Below are 15974 nucleotides of genomic sequence, written 5' to 3' on the forward strand. Positions count from 1 at the left end.
AACCGGCCCTTGTTGCGCAGCCACCGTAGACCGGTTTGCTGGGCGAACAAGGGCCGAATTCGTGTGCGTCCGGTATGACGCCTTAGGCGTGAACCGCCGTCGCGAGTTCAGTGAGTTCGACGGCAGCGGGCCTGGCAACCGTGCTCTTGATGACTTCGGCCTTCCCGCTCTTGGCCGAGGCGAGGACCGATTCCATGACGTCCAGTGCATGGAAGGCCAGCTGGCCACCGGCCCGCGGTTCCTCACCGGCGTGTGTCGCGGCGAGGTCTGCGATGCCGAAGCCGCGGCCCGAGTCCTTGTAGCCCGCAGAAACCGGGAGGGTTTCCCAGTCCTCGGCGCCAAGGGCGAAGAGCTGCACATCCCCGTCGAAATGATTCGGATCCGGGACGACCAACGACCCCTTTTCGCCGTGGATTTCGATGTTGGGACTCTTGGTCTTCACGGCGTCGAAGCTCATGAAGAGCGTGGACAGGGCCCCGGAAGCGTGGACCAGTACTCCGGTGACATGGGACTCGATGTCCACCGGGACCTTCTGCCCTTCCCGCGGACCTGAGCCGATGGTGCGTTCGTTTCGGGTATGGCTGGCCGCCCCCACCACCGACACCACGGGCCCCAGCAACGTGACCAATGCGGATACGTAGTACGGGCCCATGTCCAGCAGGGGTCCACCACCGGGCTGGTAGTAGAAGTCGGGGTTCGGGTGCCAGCGTTCGTGTCCGGGAGTTGCCATCGTGGCTGTGGCGGAAACCGGTGCACCGATCAGTCCGTCGTCGATCGCCTTGCGGGCAGTTTGAATACCGGTACCCAGGACGGTGTCCGGTGCACAGCCAACCAAGACACCCGCGGCGGACGCAGCCTCAAGTACCTCCTTGGCCTCAGTAGTTGTGGCTGCGAGGGGCTTTTCGCCGTACACCGATTTGCCGGCGGCGATTGCCTTGAGTGCGATCTCCGCGTGAGCAGCCGGGATGGTCAGGTTCAGCACCAGCTCGACATCATCCGCAGCCAAAAGCCCGTCCACACTCAGCGCCCTGACGCCCTCGTAGGAGTCGGCCACAGCCTGCGCCCTTGCGGGATCAAGGTCTGCCACGGCCACCAGATTCACCGAATCCAGCCGGCGGAAGTTTGCCAGGTACTGGGCAATGATGGCGCCGCAGCCGATGATGCCGACGTTGAGCGGCTTGGCGGGGTTCAGCGGGATGCCCACAGCATGCCCCTTTCGATGATGGTGCGGACGTTGCTGTCCTGCAGGATTTCCACCCTGTGGCCGGGGGTGCAGACGAAGATTTTGCCCTTGCCCCACTGGCGTGTCCAGATGGCCGGCGAGGTAACTTCGCGGTTCCAAGGATCCCACTCACGTACCTTTTGGGTGGTGGTGGCCAGGACATCAACGTAGTCGTCGCTCAAAACCCAGTACTGCTCCGTGACGAGGTCAAAATCGCCAATTCCCTGGGTAATGGGGTGTTCGGCTGCGGCGGGCAGCATGTTCACCGTGTAGGGAACATAATTGTCCGATTGCTCCCCGGTCTGTTCGTCCGAGTGCTTACCCGGGTGGCAGGCGAACTGGCCACCGATGAGATGGAGGTAATCGGAGTTGTTGCGGTAGGAATCGGCGATTCCGCCGTGCCAGCCGGCCAGTCCCGTGCCGTTTTCGACGGCGGCCCGCAGCCCTTGGAACTCGTCCTTCTCGATGGTGGACATGGTCATGCATTGGACGATCAGGTCCACACCGGCCATATATTCAGCGTCGGCATATATCTTGGGTGACTCTTCGACGCGGACGTCGTAGCCGTTGTCCCGCAAATAGGGGAGGAAAAGCTCCGTGGCCTCGATTGGCTGGTGTCCATCCCAGCCGCCGCGGACCACCAACGCGGTCTTGTTATTGCTTGTCATGGTTTCCTTCGTATCGGGGCGTGTTCGTTGGAGTCAGGGTAGGGATTCAGCGTGTTGCGAAGGCCGCATCAAAGGCAGCGGCCGGAGGACGGATGGCAGCGAGTTCGCGGACCATCTTGAGCGCCTGGGGAGCGCCCACCAACCGGTCCATGCCGGCGTCCTCCCATTCGATGCTGGTTGGTCCTTCATAACCAACAGCGTTCAAGGTGCGGAAGATCGGCTCCCAGTTCACGTCGCCGTGACCGGCCGTGACGAAGTCCCACCCGCGGCGGGGATCCGCCCAGGGCAGGTGGGAACCAAGACGGCCGTTTCGTCCATTGAGTTGCCGGACGGATTCCTTGACGTGGACATGGAAGATCTTGTCGGCAAAGTCCTGCAGGAACATCACCGGGTCCAGGTCCTGCCAGATGAAGTGGGACGGGTCGAAGTTCAAGCCAAAGCTCTCCCGCGGCCCGATGGCTTCCAGGGTGCGCTTGGCTGTCCAGTAGTCGTAGGCGATTTCCGATGGGTGGACTTCCAGGGCGAAGCGGACACCCACTTCGTCAAAGACGTCCAGGATGGGATTCCACCGATCGGCGAAGTCCTGGTAGCCGCGCTCAATCATGGCGTCCGAAGCCGGTGGGAACATGGCTACGCACTTCCAGATGGACGAGCCAGTGAAACCGGTGACCGTCTTGACGCCCAGCCTCGCGGCGGCGCGGGCCGTGGTTTTCATGGCTTCAGCCGCGCGTTGGCGTACGCCTTCAGGGTCACCATCGCCCCATACCGCCGGGGCGAGGATGTCACGGTGCCGCTCATCGATGGGGTCATCGCAGACGGCCTGTCCGGTGAGGTGATTGGCAATGGCATGGACAGTCAGGTTGTGCTTTTCCAGGATGTCGAGCTTTCCCTGAAGATAAGCGTCGTCCTCAACCACTTGCAAGGGATCCAGATGATCGCCCCAGCAGGCGATTTCCAAGCCGTCAAAGCCCCACTCGCCTGCAAGCCGTGCCACTTCCTCGAACGGCAGATCAGCCCACTGGCCGGTGAAGAGGGTGATAGGTCGGGTCATGATGCTTCCTTGTCGACGTTCTGCCAGCGGCTTGCGTTGTCCGCGCTGGTCTCGACTGCGGCCAGTACCTTTTGCACCTGCAAGGCATCAGCGAACGACGGCGAGGGCTGCTCGCCTGCGTCGATCGCGTTCACGAGGTCCACAACCTGATGGGTAAATCCGTGCTCATAGCCCAAACCATGTCCGGTGGGCCACCAGTTGGCGGTGTAGGGATGGGACGGTTCGGTGACCATGATCTTCCGGAAGCCCGCGTCCGGTTCCAGCGCCGCTTCATAGAACTGCAGTGAGTTCATGTCCTCGAAATCGAAAGCCAGGGAACCCTTGGTGCCGTTGAGCTCCAGGCGCATGGCATTCTTGCGTCCCAGGGCAAAGCGGGTGGCTTCGAAGATGCCGATGGGTCCTGATTCGAACCGCGCAGTGAACAGGGCCGCATCATCAACGGTTACCGGGCCACGCGGTCCATCTGAACCGCCGTGGCCGCCCAACCCCACGAAATCGCCGCCCACCGGGCGTTCCTTGACGAAGGTTTCCAGCAGCGCAGAGACTCCGGTGATATTGAGGCCGGTGATCCACTGCGCGGCGTCGATGCTGTGGGCTCCGATGTCGCCCAGGGAACCGGAACCGGACTTGGATTTGTCCAGCCGCCACGTCAGGGGTGCGTCCGCATCGCTGAGCCAGTCCTGGAGGTACTGGGCGCGGACATGGCGGATTTCGCCGAGCCGGCCTTCTTCAACCATTCTCTTTGCCAGTGCCAAAGCAGGCGTGCGGCGGTAGCTGAAGCCGCACATGGACAGGACTCCGCGCTCGGCTGCTGCCTGCGCGACGACTGTCATCTTTTCGGCTTCCTCCACGGAGTTGGCCAAGGGCTTTTCGCACAGGACATGCTTGCCGGCCTCGAGCGCGGCAATGGCGATCTCGGCATGGGTGTTGCCCGGGGTGCAGATGTCGATCAGGTCGATGTCGTCCCGTTCGATCAACCGCCGCCAGTCGGTTTCGGTGGATGCCCAGCCGTATTTGGCTGCCGCAGCCTTGACACCGTCAGGATTCCTGCCTGCCACGGCCGTAAGTTCCGGTGTCCGTGGCAGGTCAAAGAACCGCGGTGCGGTACGCCAGGCGTGGGAGTGCGCGGCGCCCATGAAGGCGTAGCCCACCATTCCTACACGCAGTGGTTTTGCTTGTGTCACAGGGGAGTCCTTTCTATTTGCTGAAGCCTGCGGTCAGGCCGCTGACCAATTGGCGGCGTCCAAGGACATAGATCACCAGGATGGGTAGCGTGCTCAGCACGACCGAGGCGAGAACGGCAGGGATGTTGACGCTGAACTCACCCTGGAAGGACCACAGACCCAAGGGCAGGACGCGCAGTCCGGGACTCTGGGTGAGCACGAGCGGGAGCAGGAAGCCGTTCCAGACATGCAGGCCGTTGTAGATAGCCACGGTGACGATGGCGGGCTTGGTCAATGGAAGAGCCAAACGCCACATGGTCTGCCACTCGCTGCACCCGTCCAGGCGCATGGATTCGAAGAGCTCGTTCGGAACGTCGCGGATGAAGTTGGACAGGATCAATACCGTCAGCGGTATGGCGAACGCAATGGACGGAAGCATGATGGCCAACAGGCTGTCATAGAGATTCAGGCGGATGATCATCAGGTAGATCGGGATGATGGTGGCCTGAAGGGGAATTGCCAGTCCCATCAGGAAGACACCGTTGACGAACTTCAAGTACCTGCCCTTGCCGCGCACGATCGCGAAGGCCGCCATGAAGGCGATCAGGACCGTGGGGATAACCGATCCCAGTGTGACGATGACGCTGTTCATGAAGTAAGTGGCGAAGTTGGCTTCAAGAACCAGCTGGTAGTTCTCCAGGGTGGGGGCTGTCGGCAGCGCCATCGGATTTTGTCCGAAATAGCCTTCGGAGGTCTTCAGGCTGGTGATGACGATGTAGTAGACCGGAATGATGATGACGGCGAGCCAGATCCAGCCGCCGAGGCCGCCGGGGATGTTGAGCCGCCTGATCCGTGTGCCAAGGCTTTGCTTGGCTTTGATCGACGATGCCGCAGAGGCGGGTGTTCCGGGTTTTGAGTCGCTCTTGAGGACAGTACTCACGTTACATACCTTCCAGTTGGCTGCCCTGTTGGTCCTTGCCGCCCAGGCGTTGGAGGAATAGGGCCAGCGCCAGGCCAATGACGACAAGGATGACGGCGATGACGCTTGCAGGTCCCATGAGGTTGGCCCGGAAGCCGCGCAAGTACATGTCGAGGGCCAGGATGCGGGTGGTGTTACCCGGTCCGCCACCTGTGAGGACGAAGATGAGGTCGAAATACGTCAGCGACCCAACAACCATCAGGGTTGAGGACGTGATGATGGTGTACTTCAGCTGAGGCAGTGTGATGTGGAAGAACTGCTTGATGGTTCCTGCGCCGTCGATCTGGGCCGCTTCATAGAGCGACTTGGGGATCTGCCGCACGCCACCTTGGTAAATCAGGGTGTGGAACGGCACGAACTGCCAGGCGATAACGAAGATGATCAGTCCGAGCGCCAGCTGGGGCACTCCCAACCAGTCCTGGGCAAGGAACGGAAGTCCCAGGCCCATGGCCAGGCCGAAGTTCGGGTCCAGCAACGCCTTGTAGGCGATGGCGACCGCAGCCGAGGAAAGCAGCAGGGGCAGGAAGTACAACACGGCCAGAGCTGCCCTGTATCGCTGCGTTCCCGCGGTAAAGACCCCCAGCAACAGACTGATGGGCGTCTGGACGAGCCAGGACACAATCATGATCATGAAGGTCAGGCCAAGGGAGTTGTAGAGCTCGGGGTCGGACAAGACCGACGTCCAGTTCTCCATTCCGGCTGCTCCAATGGCGCCGATGCCGTCCCAGTTGGTGAAACTCAGGATCAGTACCCCGAGAAGCGGTACAACGGCGAAGACGACAAAGAAGAACAAGGCCGGAATCGTCAGCCAGGGAAGCGCGGATCTTTGCTGCACGCTTCCTTGGGTCTTTTGTGTACCAGAGGCAGCCCTGTTAGAGGTTATGGAACTCATTTGCCCAGGGTGGCATTCATGTTCTCAGCGAATTGCTGCGGGGTGATCGACTTGAGGAAGAGCTGGTCAATGTTGTTCAGCAGGGCTTCGGCAGCGGTGGGGCTCAGGGCCTGGTCCCAGGACTGCTGGAAGTTGGGGGCGTCCTTGCCCAGGGCGTAGACGAAGTTCAGGAAGTCCTTGTCCGGGGACGAGGCAAGCTTGTCTTCAATGCCCTTGACGATCGGAACCGAGCCGGAGTTGATGTAGGCGTCGATGACCGTATCTGTCATGATGCCGTCCTTGAAGAATTTCTTGGCCGATTCCTTTTCCTTGTCCGTGGCCTTGGCCGAGATCGACATGTACTGGGCCGGGTTGCCCACGCCGTTCTTCGGGTCTCCCTTGCCGCCGGCAATGGTCGGGAAGTTTACGAAACCGAGCTTTCCATTCTGGACGAAGTTCTGGCCGTCCTTCTTCATGGCGCCGTAGGTCCAGGAGCCCTGCAGCATCATCGCTGCCTTGCCGGTGAACAGGAGGGCCTGGTCTGCCTTTGAATCCGCCGTGATGGAGGAGAAACCCTTGATGAAGCCATCGGCGGAGACCAGTTCCTGGATCTTGGTGCCGGTTTCGATGACGGCCGGGTCCATCCAGGCGTTGGGCTTGCCATCGAAAATAGCCTTGAAGACCTCGGGGCCGCCGATGCGGTCCAGCAAGTATTCCAGCCACATCATGGAGGTCCAGCGGGATTGTCCGCCCAGGGACAACGGGGCTACGCCCATGTCGTTGAAGGTCTTGACCAGGGACATGAGGTCTTCCCAGGTTTTCGGCGGCTGGACTCCGGCTTTGTCGAACAGGTCCTTGTTGTAGAAAAGGACGATCGGGGCCACGTACTGGTTGGGAAGGGCGTAGATCTTGCCGTCAACCGTTGCTGCTCCGAAGGAGGAGGGGAAGAACTTGTCCTTGAGGTCCGGGTTGGAATCAAACCAGCTGGTGAGGTCTTCAACCTGTCCCGCGTCGGCGTACGTTTTCAGGCCACCGCCACCCCAGCCGTAGATGATCGTGGGGGCCTGGCCGGCCCCGATGGCCGTCTTGATCTTGGTCTTGTACGCGTCGTTCTGGAAGTACGTGACGGCGATCTTGTTATCGGGATTGGCCGATCCGAATGCATCCACGGCCTTCTGCATGGTGGTTTGGTTGGGCTCGCCTGTAAGGAACCACATGCTGGCTCCGCCTCCGCCGCTCGCACCGCCTGGACCGGACGTGCCGCAGGCGCTTGTGGCCATGGCGGCGAAGGGAGTCACGGCCGCGAGGGCCAGGAAGGAACGCCGGGATGATTGGAACTGCTTCATTGCTTCTCCAGGGGTAGTCGCATCACTGAGCAAGCCTTGGTGCTTACTGCCGAACAGAGTGCCTGGCCCGAAATTTATCGAAAAATTTCGATGCCATGATTTAGGTCACGGTCTAAACTAAAGCCTGCGTCACAGTCCGTCAAGGGTCTCCTGGTAAAGATCTACGGTGATAAATCCGGTGAATTGCACGCGTCAGATTTATCGCCGATACTGAAAACACGTCGAAAGATTTCGAAAGTTGGGGAACATGGTTCGAGAAGTACGTCCGCCCAAATTGACCTTGGCTGCCGTCGCCAAGGAAGTTGGCGTCTCCGCGCCAACCGTGTCCAAGGTGGTTAACGGCCGGCAGGACGTGGCCGAGGAGACCCGTAACCGCGTCCTCGCGGCCTTGCACAGAACGGGCTACCGTTCCCCGCTTCAGCGCAAGAGTCCTCCCGCGCAGCAAGCCGTGGAGGTAGTCTTCGATTCGCTGAACTCTGCGTACTCCGTGGAGGTGCTCAACGGAATAATGGAGCATGCCGCGGCCTCGCAGATGGAAGTGATCCTCTCCGTCACCAGCAGGCAGTCAGCCTCGCCCATGGACCCGGAGGAGCGTGCCCAACGCCTGCTCGATGAGGGCCGCAGCGGCATGATCGTCGTCACCTCGGCCTTCGGGCCAGGGCAGCTTAAGGCCTTCCAGCGACGCCGCATTCCGGTGGTCGTGGTGGATCCGCTCAACCCGCCACCGGGAGACGTCTTCAGCGTCGGAGCAAGCAACTGGGCAGGAGGAAAGGCGGCGGCTTCCCACCTGTTGGAACTGGGGCACCGTCGCATTGCGTACATTGGAGGTCCGGCGGCCGCCGAATGCAGCCAGGCCCGTTTGCATGGTTACATGGCCGCGCTGATGGCCGCCGGCGTGACGGTGGTGGAGGAGTATGTCTCGGCAGGTCCGTTCCGTTCGTCAACCGGGGTGGCGGCGATGAAGTCGCTCCTGGCCCTGGACGATCCCCCCACGGCGGTCTTCGCCGCCAGCGACAGCATCGCCCTTGGGGTCCTGGCAGAAGCCAGGAGGCAGAACATCCGCATTCCGGACGACATGAGCCTGGTGGGATTCGATGGCACGACGCAGGCTGAAGAGTCCCTGCCGCCACTGACTTCGGTATCGCAACCCCTGCTGGAAATGGGCCGTTCAGCGTTGAGCTTCATTCTCCGCCAACGGAGCGGAGAGGAAATCGACTCCCGGCGCGTCGAACTTGCCACCCACCTGGTGGTGCGTGAGTCCACCGCCCCGCCGCGTACGCAGCAGAGCCCGGCAGGTCTCCGACGCCAGGCGGATTGACGCCGGCAGTCAGAGCCGGAGCGGCGGAATGGCTTCGTACAGCGGCAACCGAACCCAACGATCGCCGGTTTCGAGGTACTCCTCGCGGCTGGCAAAGCGGTAAAGGTAGCTGCGTGCACGCACCCAGCGGGGGCGTTCGCCGTCGAACGGGTCTTGGCGAAGCAGCCCAAGCGTTGCTTGGTCCGCCTCCAGGAGTTTCTTAAGGAAGGCATAAAACCATTCCTCGTGGACGGTTCGCAGCGGCAGGAACCACATCAGCCAGTCCAGCCTGAGGTGATAGGGCGCCCATTGGCGCGGGAGGCGCCGGACGTCGCCGGGCCTTCCCTTGAAGCCGTATTCCAGCCAGCGGTCATCGGGCGCATCAGGTTCCTCGTCCAGGGTGCCCTCCACGACGATTTCGATCCGCTGTTTGGTGACCGTCCCGAACGCCCCATAGGCATTGACCAGGCGCCATCGGTTGAAGCTGGCATTCATGAGCTGCTGACGCGACAACAGGTTCAGGAGCGGACGGTAGCTCAGGAGCAGCAGCAGGACACTGACCATAACGACGACGGCGAGCCACCACGCCGGGGTTTCGGCGCCTGAGTGCCACTCAAGCGGGATGAACGGGAAGACGGCATGGACCGCGGAGTCGGCCACCGCTCCGAAGGTCAGGATGATTGCTGCCCAATTCAGCCACGCGAAGTTCCCTGAAGCCACCAGCCACAGCTGGGTGACGATGATGACGCCCGCGGCGGCGCTGGCGACCGGCTGCGGTGCGAAAAGGAAGAACGGCACCACCAGCTGCGCAAAATGGTTTCCCGCTACCTCGACCTTGTGCAGCGGGCGGGGGAGGAGGTGGGCCTGCCGGCTGAGCGGGCCGGGCATTGGCTGTGTTTCGTGGTGGTAGAACATCGCTGTCATGTCGCGCCACTCGCGTCCGCCGCGGATCTTGATCATCCCGGCACCGAACTCCAGCCGGAAGACCAGCCACGTGATCAGGATGAGGATGGTGGTGGGTGGGGGCGTCTGGTCCGAACCAAGAAACGCCACCGTGAATCCCATCTCGAGGAGGAGGATCTCCCATCCAAACCCATAGAACGTCTGGCCCACGTTGACGATCGACATGTACAGGAACCACAGGGCAAGGAAAGCCACCATGGGCAGCCATGGAGGACCGGCCTGCGGGAGGCCGATCAGCAGTAAGGCCGCCACTGTGATCCCCGCCCGGCACACGGCCCGGAGCAGCGCATCCGAGTAGTGCCAGCGGAAAAGAGTCGGCCTGGCCAAGCGGCGTGCAAGGTCCAGGAATGCCGGTACCGGTAGCAGTCCCCGTTCGCCCAAAAGGGCAGGGAACTGGTTCAGCGTCGAAAGGAACGCAACCGCGTAGAGTGCCGCGGTGCCGCGCTGCAACACCTGCCGGGCGAATTCATGGTCCCACGCATCAAACCAGGACAGCCATTCCACAATCCCACGGTACGCAGGGGAGCCCGGCGGTCAAGCAGTGCAGGGCTGCAGGGGTTGCCGTCCCGTTCGCAGGCCCTCGTGCCGGCTGGGATACTTAAGGAATGCAGCCGCGCAAGATCGTCATCCTCGGGTCCACTGGTTCCATCGGCACGCAGGCGATCGACGTCGTCGACGCCGCCCCGCACCGTTTCGAGGTGGTGGCACTGAGCGCCGGCGGAGGAAACCTGGAACTCATCGCCCAGCAGGCCGTTCACACCCGGGCGCAAGCGGTGGGCATTGCCCAGGGCGATCCTGCCACCCTGCAGCAGTTCATTGCCGCTGCGGCCGCGGAAGCGGGCGTTCCGGACTTCGCTCCGCAGATCTTCGTCGGCCCCGATGCCTCAACGGAGATTGCCGCCATCGACTGCGATGTTGTCCTTAACGGCATCACTGGTTCCATCGGCTTGGCCCCCACACTCGCTGCGTTGGGCACGGGAGCTACGCTGGCCCTGGCCAACAAGGAGTCGCTGATCGTCGGCGGTGCCCTGGTCAAAGCCGCCGCACGCCCGGGCCAGATTGTTCCCGTCGACTCCGAACACTCCGCCATTGCACAGTGTCTCCGGTCCGGCACCGAGCAGGAAGTGGAGAAACTGATCCTGACCGCTTCCGGTGGGCCGTTCCGCGGCCGCACCCGTGAGGAACTCCACCACGTCACTCCGCAGGAAGCGCTGGCCCACCCCACCTGGGACATGGGCCTCATGGTGACGACCAACTCGGCCAGCCTGGTCAACAAGGGCCTGGAAGTGATCGAAGCGCACTTGCTGTTCGACGTCCCCCTGGATCGGATCGAGGTGGTGGTCCATCCTCAATCCGTGGTCCATTCCATGGTTCAGTTCGTGGACGGTTCCATCATTGCCCAGGCGTCGCCCCCGGACATGAGGCTTCCCATTGCCCTCGGACTGGGTTGGCCCGACAGAGTGCCCCGGGCCGCGCAGGCCTGCGATTGGACGCAGGCCACGAGCTGGACGTTCGAACCGCTCGATGCCGTGGCGTTCCCGGCCGTCGACCTCGCCAAGGACGCAGCCAAGCAGGGGAGTACCTTCCCGGCGGTGTTCAACGCGGCCAATGAGGAAGCCGTTGAGGCCTTCCATTCCGGCCGGATCCGCTTCACGGACATCGTTGACACGGTGGAGTCCGTCCTCAGCGAACACTCAGGATCCTCTGAGCTAACGGTGGAGTCCGTGCTGGATGCTGAGAAGTGGGCACGAGCCCGAACCCACGATCGTTTAGCTTCACGCAGCGCCCAGTAACCCCCCCCATACCTTTACGGAAGCAGTCCCACCGGCATGAGTCCCGTCCTTCTCTTCATTCTTGGAGTTATCTTCGTCGCGATAGGCGTCGCTGTCTCCATCGCGCTGCACGAGGTGGGCCACCTGGTGCCGGCGAAACTCTTCAAGGTGCGCGTCACCAAGTACATGATCGGCTTCGGGCCGACGCTGTGGTCCAGGAAAAAGGGCGAAACGGAGTACGGCTTCAAGGCCCTGCCCCTGGGCGGCTACGTCTCGATGATCGGCATGTATCCGCCCAACAAGGAGGACGGCGGAGTCCGCCCTTCAAGCACCGGCATGTTCCAGACCCTCGCGACCGAAGCCCGCTCGGTCGCCCATGAAGAAGTAGGGCCCGGCGACGAAGGACGTGTCTTCTACAAGCTTCCGGTCTGGAAGAAAATCATCATCATGCTCGGCGGACCGGCCATGAACATGGTGATTGGCTTGGTCCTGCTGGCCGTGCTGCTCATGGGATTCGGCGTTGCCCAGGCAACAACCACGATCTCCGATGTCTCCAAATGCCAGGTGGCGGCAGGCGAAACCGTGGACCCTGATTCAGCCGACTGCAAGCTCACCCCGGCAGCTGCCGCAGGGCTTCAGCCCAATGACAAGGTCACCTCCTTCGACGGCAAGGCCGTCACCAGCTGGGATGAACTGACCAGTTGGATCAGGTCCTCCGCGGGCAAGGAAGTACCCATCACGGTGGAACGCAATGGTGCAAGCGTGGAGACCACCGTGACGCCCGTTCTTTCCTCGCGCCCGGTCATCGGGGCGGACGGCCGCCCCGAGCAGGACGCCAACGGCGTCCTCAAATACCAGGAAGTCGGCTTCCTTGGCATCGGTGCGCAAAGCGCCTTGGTTCCCCAACCGGCGTCGGCTGTCCTTCCCATGGCGGGAGAGAACATCAAGCAAATTTCCGGTGTGATCTTCAACCTGCCCGCCAGGGTGGTCGGCGTCGCCAAAGCGGCCTTCAGCGAGGAGCCCAGGGACCCCAACGGCCCCATCAGCGTGGTGGGTGTCGGCCGCGTGGCCGGCGAGGTGGCAGCCATGGAACAGGTACCCCTGCAGGCCCGGATAGGGACCCTGATCGGACTGCTGGCGGGGCTCAACTTCGCCCTGGCCATCTTCAACCTCATCCCGCTCCTGCCGCTCGACGGCGGCCATGTGGCCGGTGCCCTGTACGAAGGAGCACGACGGCGGTTGGCCAAGTTGCGTGGCAAGCCGGACCCGGGCGCCTTCGACATCGCGAAGCTCCTGCCGGTGACCTACGTCGTGGCGGCGTTGCTGCTGTGCATGAGCGTCCTGCTGATTTACGCGGACATCGTCAAGCCCGTCAACATTTTCGGCTGACCCATGAACATTGACGACCGGACTGTGGGGATAGGCTAGCTCCATGACTGTTTTCGCTGTTGAGTACGTATACGTCGCCGATTCCGACGCCCTCCGCGACGAAGCCCGGCCAGCACACCGTGCGTGGCTCGCCGGACTGGCCGAGGACGACAAGCTGCTTGCCAGCGGCCCCTATGGTGACGGTGCCGGCGCATTGCTGATCTTCAAGGCCGCGGAAGAAGCCGAACTCAATAACCTCCTCAAGCAGGATCCATTTGCTGAAGCCGGGGTTATCGCCGGCATCCGCACCACCGAATGGGCCCCCATCATCGGCGTCCTGGCAGCCCACGCTTCCTAGCCCCGGCGTCCTCCACCTCAACGATCACCCCAACCCAAGGAGTCCACGTGACCTCGGTCAGCCTGGGAATGCCAGCAGCCCCACCACCCGTTCTTGCCCCGCGCCGCAAGACGCGACAAATCAAGGTTGGTTCCGTTGGTGTTGGCTCTGATTCGCCGATCAGTGTTCAGTCCATGACCACTACGCCAACCACGGACATCAACGCCACCCTCCAGCAGATCGCGGAACTGACTGCATCAGGCTGCGACATTGTGCGCGTTGCCTGCCCCTCCGCTGATGATGCCGAAGCGTTGCCGATCATCGCCCGGAAGTCGCAGATTCCGGTGATCGCCGACATCCACTTCCAGCCCAAGTACGTCTTCGCCGCCATCGAAGCAGGTTGTGCCGCGGTCCGCGTGAACCCGGGCAACATCCGCAAGTTCGATGACCAGGTCAAGGAAATCGCGGCAGCGGCCCGGGACCACGGCACGTCCATCCGCATCGGCGTCAACGCGGGTTCCCTGGAGCCCGGCATCCTGAAGAAGTACGGCAAGGCAACGCCCGAGGCGCTGGTTGAATCCGCCGTGTGGGAGGCTTCGCTGTTCGAAGAACACGGATTCCACGACTTCAAGATCTCCGTGAAGCACAACGACCCCGTGATCATGGTGGCCGCCTACGAGATGCTGGCAGAGAAGGGCGACTGGCCCCTCCACCTCGGCGTGACGGAGGCCGGACCGGCTTTCCAGGGAACCATCAAGTCGGCCACCGCCTTCGGTGCGCTCCTGTCCCGCGGCATCGGCGACACCATCCGCGTTTCCCTGTCCGCCCCACCGGTGGAGGAAATCAAGGTTGGCAACCAGATCCTCCAGTCCCTCAACCTCCGCCCACGCAAGCTCGAGATCGTCTCCTGCCCGTCCTGTGGCCGCGCCCAGGTGGATGTCTACACCCTCGCCGAGCAGGTAACTGCCGGCCTGGAAGGCATGGAGATTCCGTTGCGCGTTGCGGTGATGGGCTGTGTAGTCAACGGACCCGGTGAAGCACGCGAAGCAGACCTCGGCGTGGCCTCCGGAAACGGCAAGGGCCAGATTTTCGTGAAGGGCGAAGTCATTAAGACTGTGCCCGAGAGCGAAATTGTTGAGACACTGATCGAAGAGGCCATGCGTATCGCTGAAGAGATGGGGGAGGCCGATGGCGAAGATGCTGTCAAGGGTAGCCCCGTGGTTAGCGTCTCGTAACGAGAACGGCTTGGGGGTCAGGGTGCTCGGCGGTGCCGACACCCTGGCTCTTCGCGCGCTCGCAAACGAAGACGCCGTAGCCAACGTCTTCATCCTTGCCCATCTGGAAAGTACCGGAACGGCGGCGCCTACCAGCGGCGGGGCCAGCGTTTTCGGAGTTTTCGACGGCGACACGCTCCTGGGTGCCTGCTGGGCCGGCGCCAATCTGGTTCCCGTGCAGCTGGAGCCCGGGCTGGCCGGCTACGTGGCCAACGCCGCCCACCAGACCGGACGCCGGTACGCTTCCATCTTCGGACCGGCCGAGACTGTGCTTGCGCTTTATGCCCGGTTCGAGCAGTTGGGCCATGTGGCCCATGAGGTCCGCGCCGAGCAGCCACTTCTCAGCATCTCCGGCGGCCCGGCCATCGGTGCCAATCCGGCCCTCACCTTTGGCTCAATGGTGGATTTCGACCGCATCCTTCCCGCCTGTGCTGCCATGTTTGAGGAAGAAGTGGGCTACTCTCCCTTCCTGGGAGGCCAGGAGTTCTACAGCAAGAGGGTGGCCGGCCTTATTCGGCAGGGCCATTCCCTGGTTCACATCGATACAAGCGGCACGGTGGTCTTCAAGGCCGAGCTGGGTGCCGTCACACGGGATGTCACCCAGGTGCAGGGCGTGTGGATGAATCCGGAACTGCGTGGCCGTGGCCAGAGCGCCGGGTACATGGCCGCCGTCGTCAACCTCTCAAGGACGTTCGCTCCGGTGACGAGCCTGTACGTCAACGACTACAACACCAAAGCCCGGGCCACCTACGAGCGCGTGGGATTTGAACAGGTTGGCACCTTCGCGACGGTCCTGTTTTAGGTCGCTGGCCGCGACTTGTAGTCTTGTCTCGGTTGGCGCACGCCACCACATCACTCAACCTTCCCTGGGGAACAAATGAATAAGAATGCGCTGCGCGGTTTTGCCGTGTCAGGACTGTTGGTCATGGGCCTCACCGCATGCGGCGGTGCCGGCACTTCCACGGACGCCGCGTCCGCTCCGGCCAGCGAAACTGCGACGCCGACGCCGACGACCGTTGAGTTCCGCACGTACTCAAAGGCGGAGCTAACAAAGATGGTCGGAGATGTCCGTGACGGCAAAGGCACCAGACTTATGGTGATGCCTGACGACCGCTTGGCAGACACCCTGCAGCAGGTGAAGGACCTTGTGGCGAACAGCGTCATTGAGCCCGCGTCCTGCACCAGCTTCCTGACTGGTGGCGGTATCCAGATGGAAGAAGGAGCCACGATGAGCATCGGCGCCTCGGCCAGTTCAACGGCAGAGACGGCTTACCTGCTGTCTTTGTTCTCCGGTGCTGCAGAGGACAAGGTCAAAGCCGTCGCCGAGAACAGTGCCAAGGATCTCGCTGCCTGTGGTGACATCCAGATGACGGTCATGGGAAATGCGGTACACGCCAGCATCAAGACGCTGCCCACCTCCGCCAAGACTCCGGGGGCCATTGCCTACCACAGCACCGCGGCGGGGCCAGCTGGATCGCAGGAACAGTTGTTCGTCAGCACGGTCAAGAGCGGAGTCGTCCTGGTGGCACAGTCCACCGGTACGAAGGTCTCGGACTCCGATCTTCCCAAGCTTGAGGCGATGCTGGACCAGGCTGCCGATCTCATCAAGTAGCCGCCGGAATCTGTGTAGCAGTACATGCCGTTTTGGAGCTTCATTACGGCA

The 15974-nt window shown here is 62.3% G+C and carries 15 protein-coding genes; 7 read left to right on the forward strand and 8 right to left on the reverse strand.

Features of this window, described 5'->3' with window-relative positions; translation table 11 throughout:
- Positions 1-82 precede the first annotated feature (82 nt).
- From ACNAOU_RS07735 to ACNAOU_RS07765, 7 genes are read right to left on the reverse strand one after another with little or no spacing between them, the layout of a single operon-like run.
- A complete protein-coding gene (locus tag ACNAOU_RS07735; RefSeq protein WP_039240567.1) occupies positions 83-1204 on the reverse strand; it encodes a Gfo/Idh/MocA family protein in 1122 nt (373 codons plus the stop codon).
- Positions 1189-1890: a ThuA domain-containing protein gene (locus ACNAOU_RS07740; protein WP_064723192.1), complete on the reverse strand. Its 702-nt coding sequence runs from the start codon at positions 1888-1890 to the stop codon at positions 1189-1191. The genes ACNAOU_RS07735 and ACNAOU_RS07740 overlap by 16 nt, the downstream gene beginning before the upstream one ends.
- Positions 1891-1936: 46 nt before the next feature.
- Positions 1937-2941, reverse strand: coding sequence for a sugar phosphate isomerase/epimerase family protein (locus tag ACNAOU_RS07745; RefSeq protein WP_018779016.1), 1005 nt, complete (start codon positions 2939-2941; stop codon positions 1937-1939).
- Entirely contained in the window at positions 2938-4125 is a 1188-nt protein-coding gene (locus ACNAOU_RS07750) for a Gfo/Idh/MocA family protein (RefSeq protein WP_026267330.1), read from the reverse strand. Before ACNAOU_RS07750 ends, ACNAOU_RS07745 begins: the two co-directional genes overlap by 4 nt.
- A 13-nt stretch (positions 4126-4138) precedes the next feature.
- Positions 4139-5044 (reverse strand): carbohydrate ABC transporter permease, encoded by a 906-nt coding sequence (locus ACNAOU_RS07755; protein WP_018779018.1) that lies wholly within the window; start codon positions 5042-5044, stop codon positions 4139-4141.
- A gap of 1 nt (position 5045) precedes the next feature.
- Positions 5046-5975, reverse strand: a complete 930-nt coding sequence (locus tag ACNAOU_RS07760) for a carbohydrate ABC transporter permease (RefSeq protein ID WP_064723189.1) — start codon at positions 5973-5975, stop codon at positions 5046-5048.
- A complete protein-coding gene (locus ACNAOU_RS07765) occupies positions 5972-7300 on the reverse strand; it encodes an extracellular solute-binding protein (protein WP_018779020.1) in 1329 nt (442 codons plus the stop codon). Before ACNAOU_RS07765 ends, ACNAOU_RS07760 begins: the two co-directional genes overlap by 4 nt.
- Before the next feature lie 247 nt (positions 7301-7547).
- Between ACNAOU_RS07765 and ACNAOU_RS07770 the strand changes: the two genes are divergently transcribed.
- On the forward strand, positions 7548-8618 hold the full coding sequence (locus ACNAOU_RS07770) for a LacI family DNA-binding transcriptional regulator (RefSeq protein WP_018779021.1): 1071 nt from the start codon (positions 7548-7550) through the stop codon (positions 8616-8618).
- Positions 8619-8627: 9 nt separating this feature from the next.
- Here ACNAOU_RS07770 and ACNAOU_RS07775 read toward each other — a convergent pair whose 3' ends face one another.
- Complete coding sequence (locus tag ACNAOU_RS07775; protein ID WP_422758382.1) at positions 8628-10064, reverse strand: lipase maturation factor family protein; 1437 nt, start codon at positions 10062-10064, stop codon at positions 8628-8630.
- Positions 10065-10165: 101 nt separating this feature from the next.
- Between ACNAOU_RS07775 and dxr the strand changes: the two genes are divergently transcribed.
- The 6 genes from dxr (at position 10166) to ACNAOU_RS07805 (ending at position 15923) form a co-directional block, all read left to right on the forward strand.
- The gene (gene dxr, locus ACNAOU_RS07780; protein WP_039240576.1) at positions 10166-11353 is read left to right on the forward strand and encodes a 1-deoxy-D-xylulose-5-phosphate reductoisomerase; all 1188 of its coding nucleotides are present in this window, start codon (positions 10166-10168) and stop codon (positions 11351-11353) included.
- Positions 11354-11389: 36 nt separating this feature from the next.
- Positions 11390-12721, forward strand: coding sequence for a M50 family metallopeptidase (locus ACNAOU_RS07785; RefSeq protein WP_039240578.1), 1332 nt, complete (start codon positions 11390-11392; stop codon positions 12719-12721).
- A gap of 43 nt (positions 12722-12764) precedes the next feature.
- Complete coding sequence (locus tag ACNAOU_RS07790) at positions 12765-13058, forward strand: YciI family protein (RefSeq protein ID WP_018779025.1); 294 nt, start codon at positions 12765-12767, stop codon at positions 13056-13058.
- A gap of 47 nt (positions 13059-13105) precedes the next feature.
- Positions 13106-14272, forward strand: coding sequence for a flavodoxin-dependent (E)-4-hydroxy-3-methylbut-2-enyl-diphosphate synthase (ispG, locus tag ACNAOU_RS07795; RefSeq protein ID WP_018779026.1), 1167 nt, complete (start codon positions 13106-13108; stop codon positions 14270-14272).
- A complete protein-coding gene (locus tag ACNAOU_RS07800; RefSeq protein ID WP_064723203.1) occupies positions 14235-15113 on the forward strand; it encodes a GNAT family N-acetyltransferase in 879 nt (292 codons plus the stop codon). Before ispG ends, ACNAOU_RS07800 begins: the two co-directional genes overlap by 38 nt.
- A 75-nt stretch (positions 15114-15188) precedes the next feature.
- The gene (locus ACNAOU_RS07805; RefSeq protein ID WP_189075806.1) at positions 15189-15923 is read left to right on the forward strand and encodes a hypothetical protein; all 735 of its coding nucleotides are present in this window, start codon (positions 15189-15191) and stop codon (positions 15921-15923) included.
- Positions 15924-15974 lie beyond the last annotated feature (51 nt).

Origin of the sequence: Paenarthrobacter sp. C1 (genome assembly GCF_049315185.1) — a bacterium.
In the GTDB taxonomy this organism is placed as follows: Bacteria; Actinomycetota; Actinomycetes; order Actinomycetales; family Micrococcaceae; genus Arthrobacter; species Arthrobacter nicotinovorans.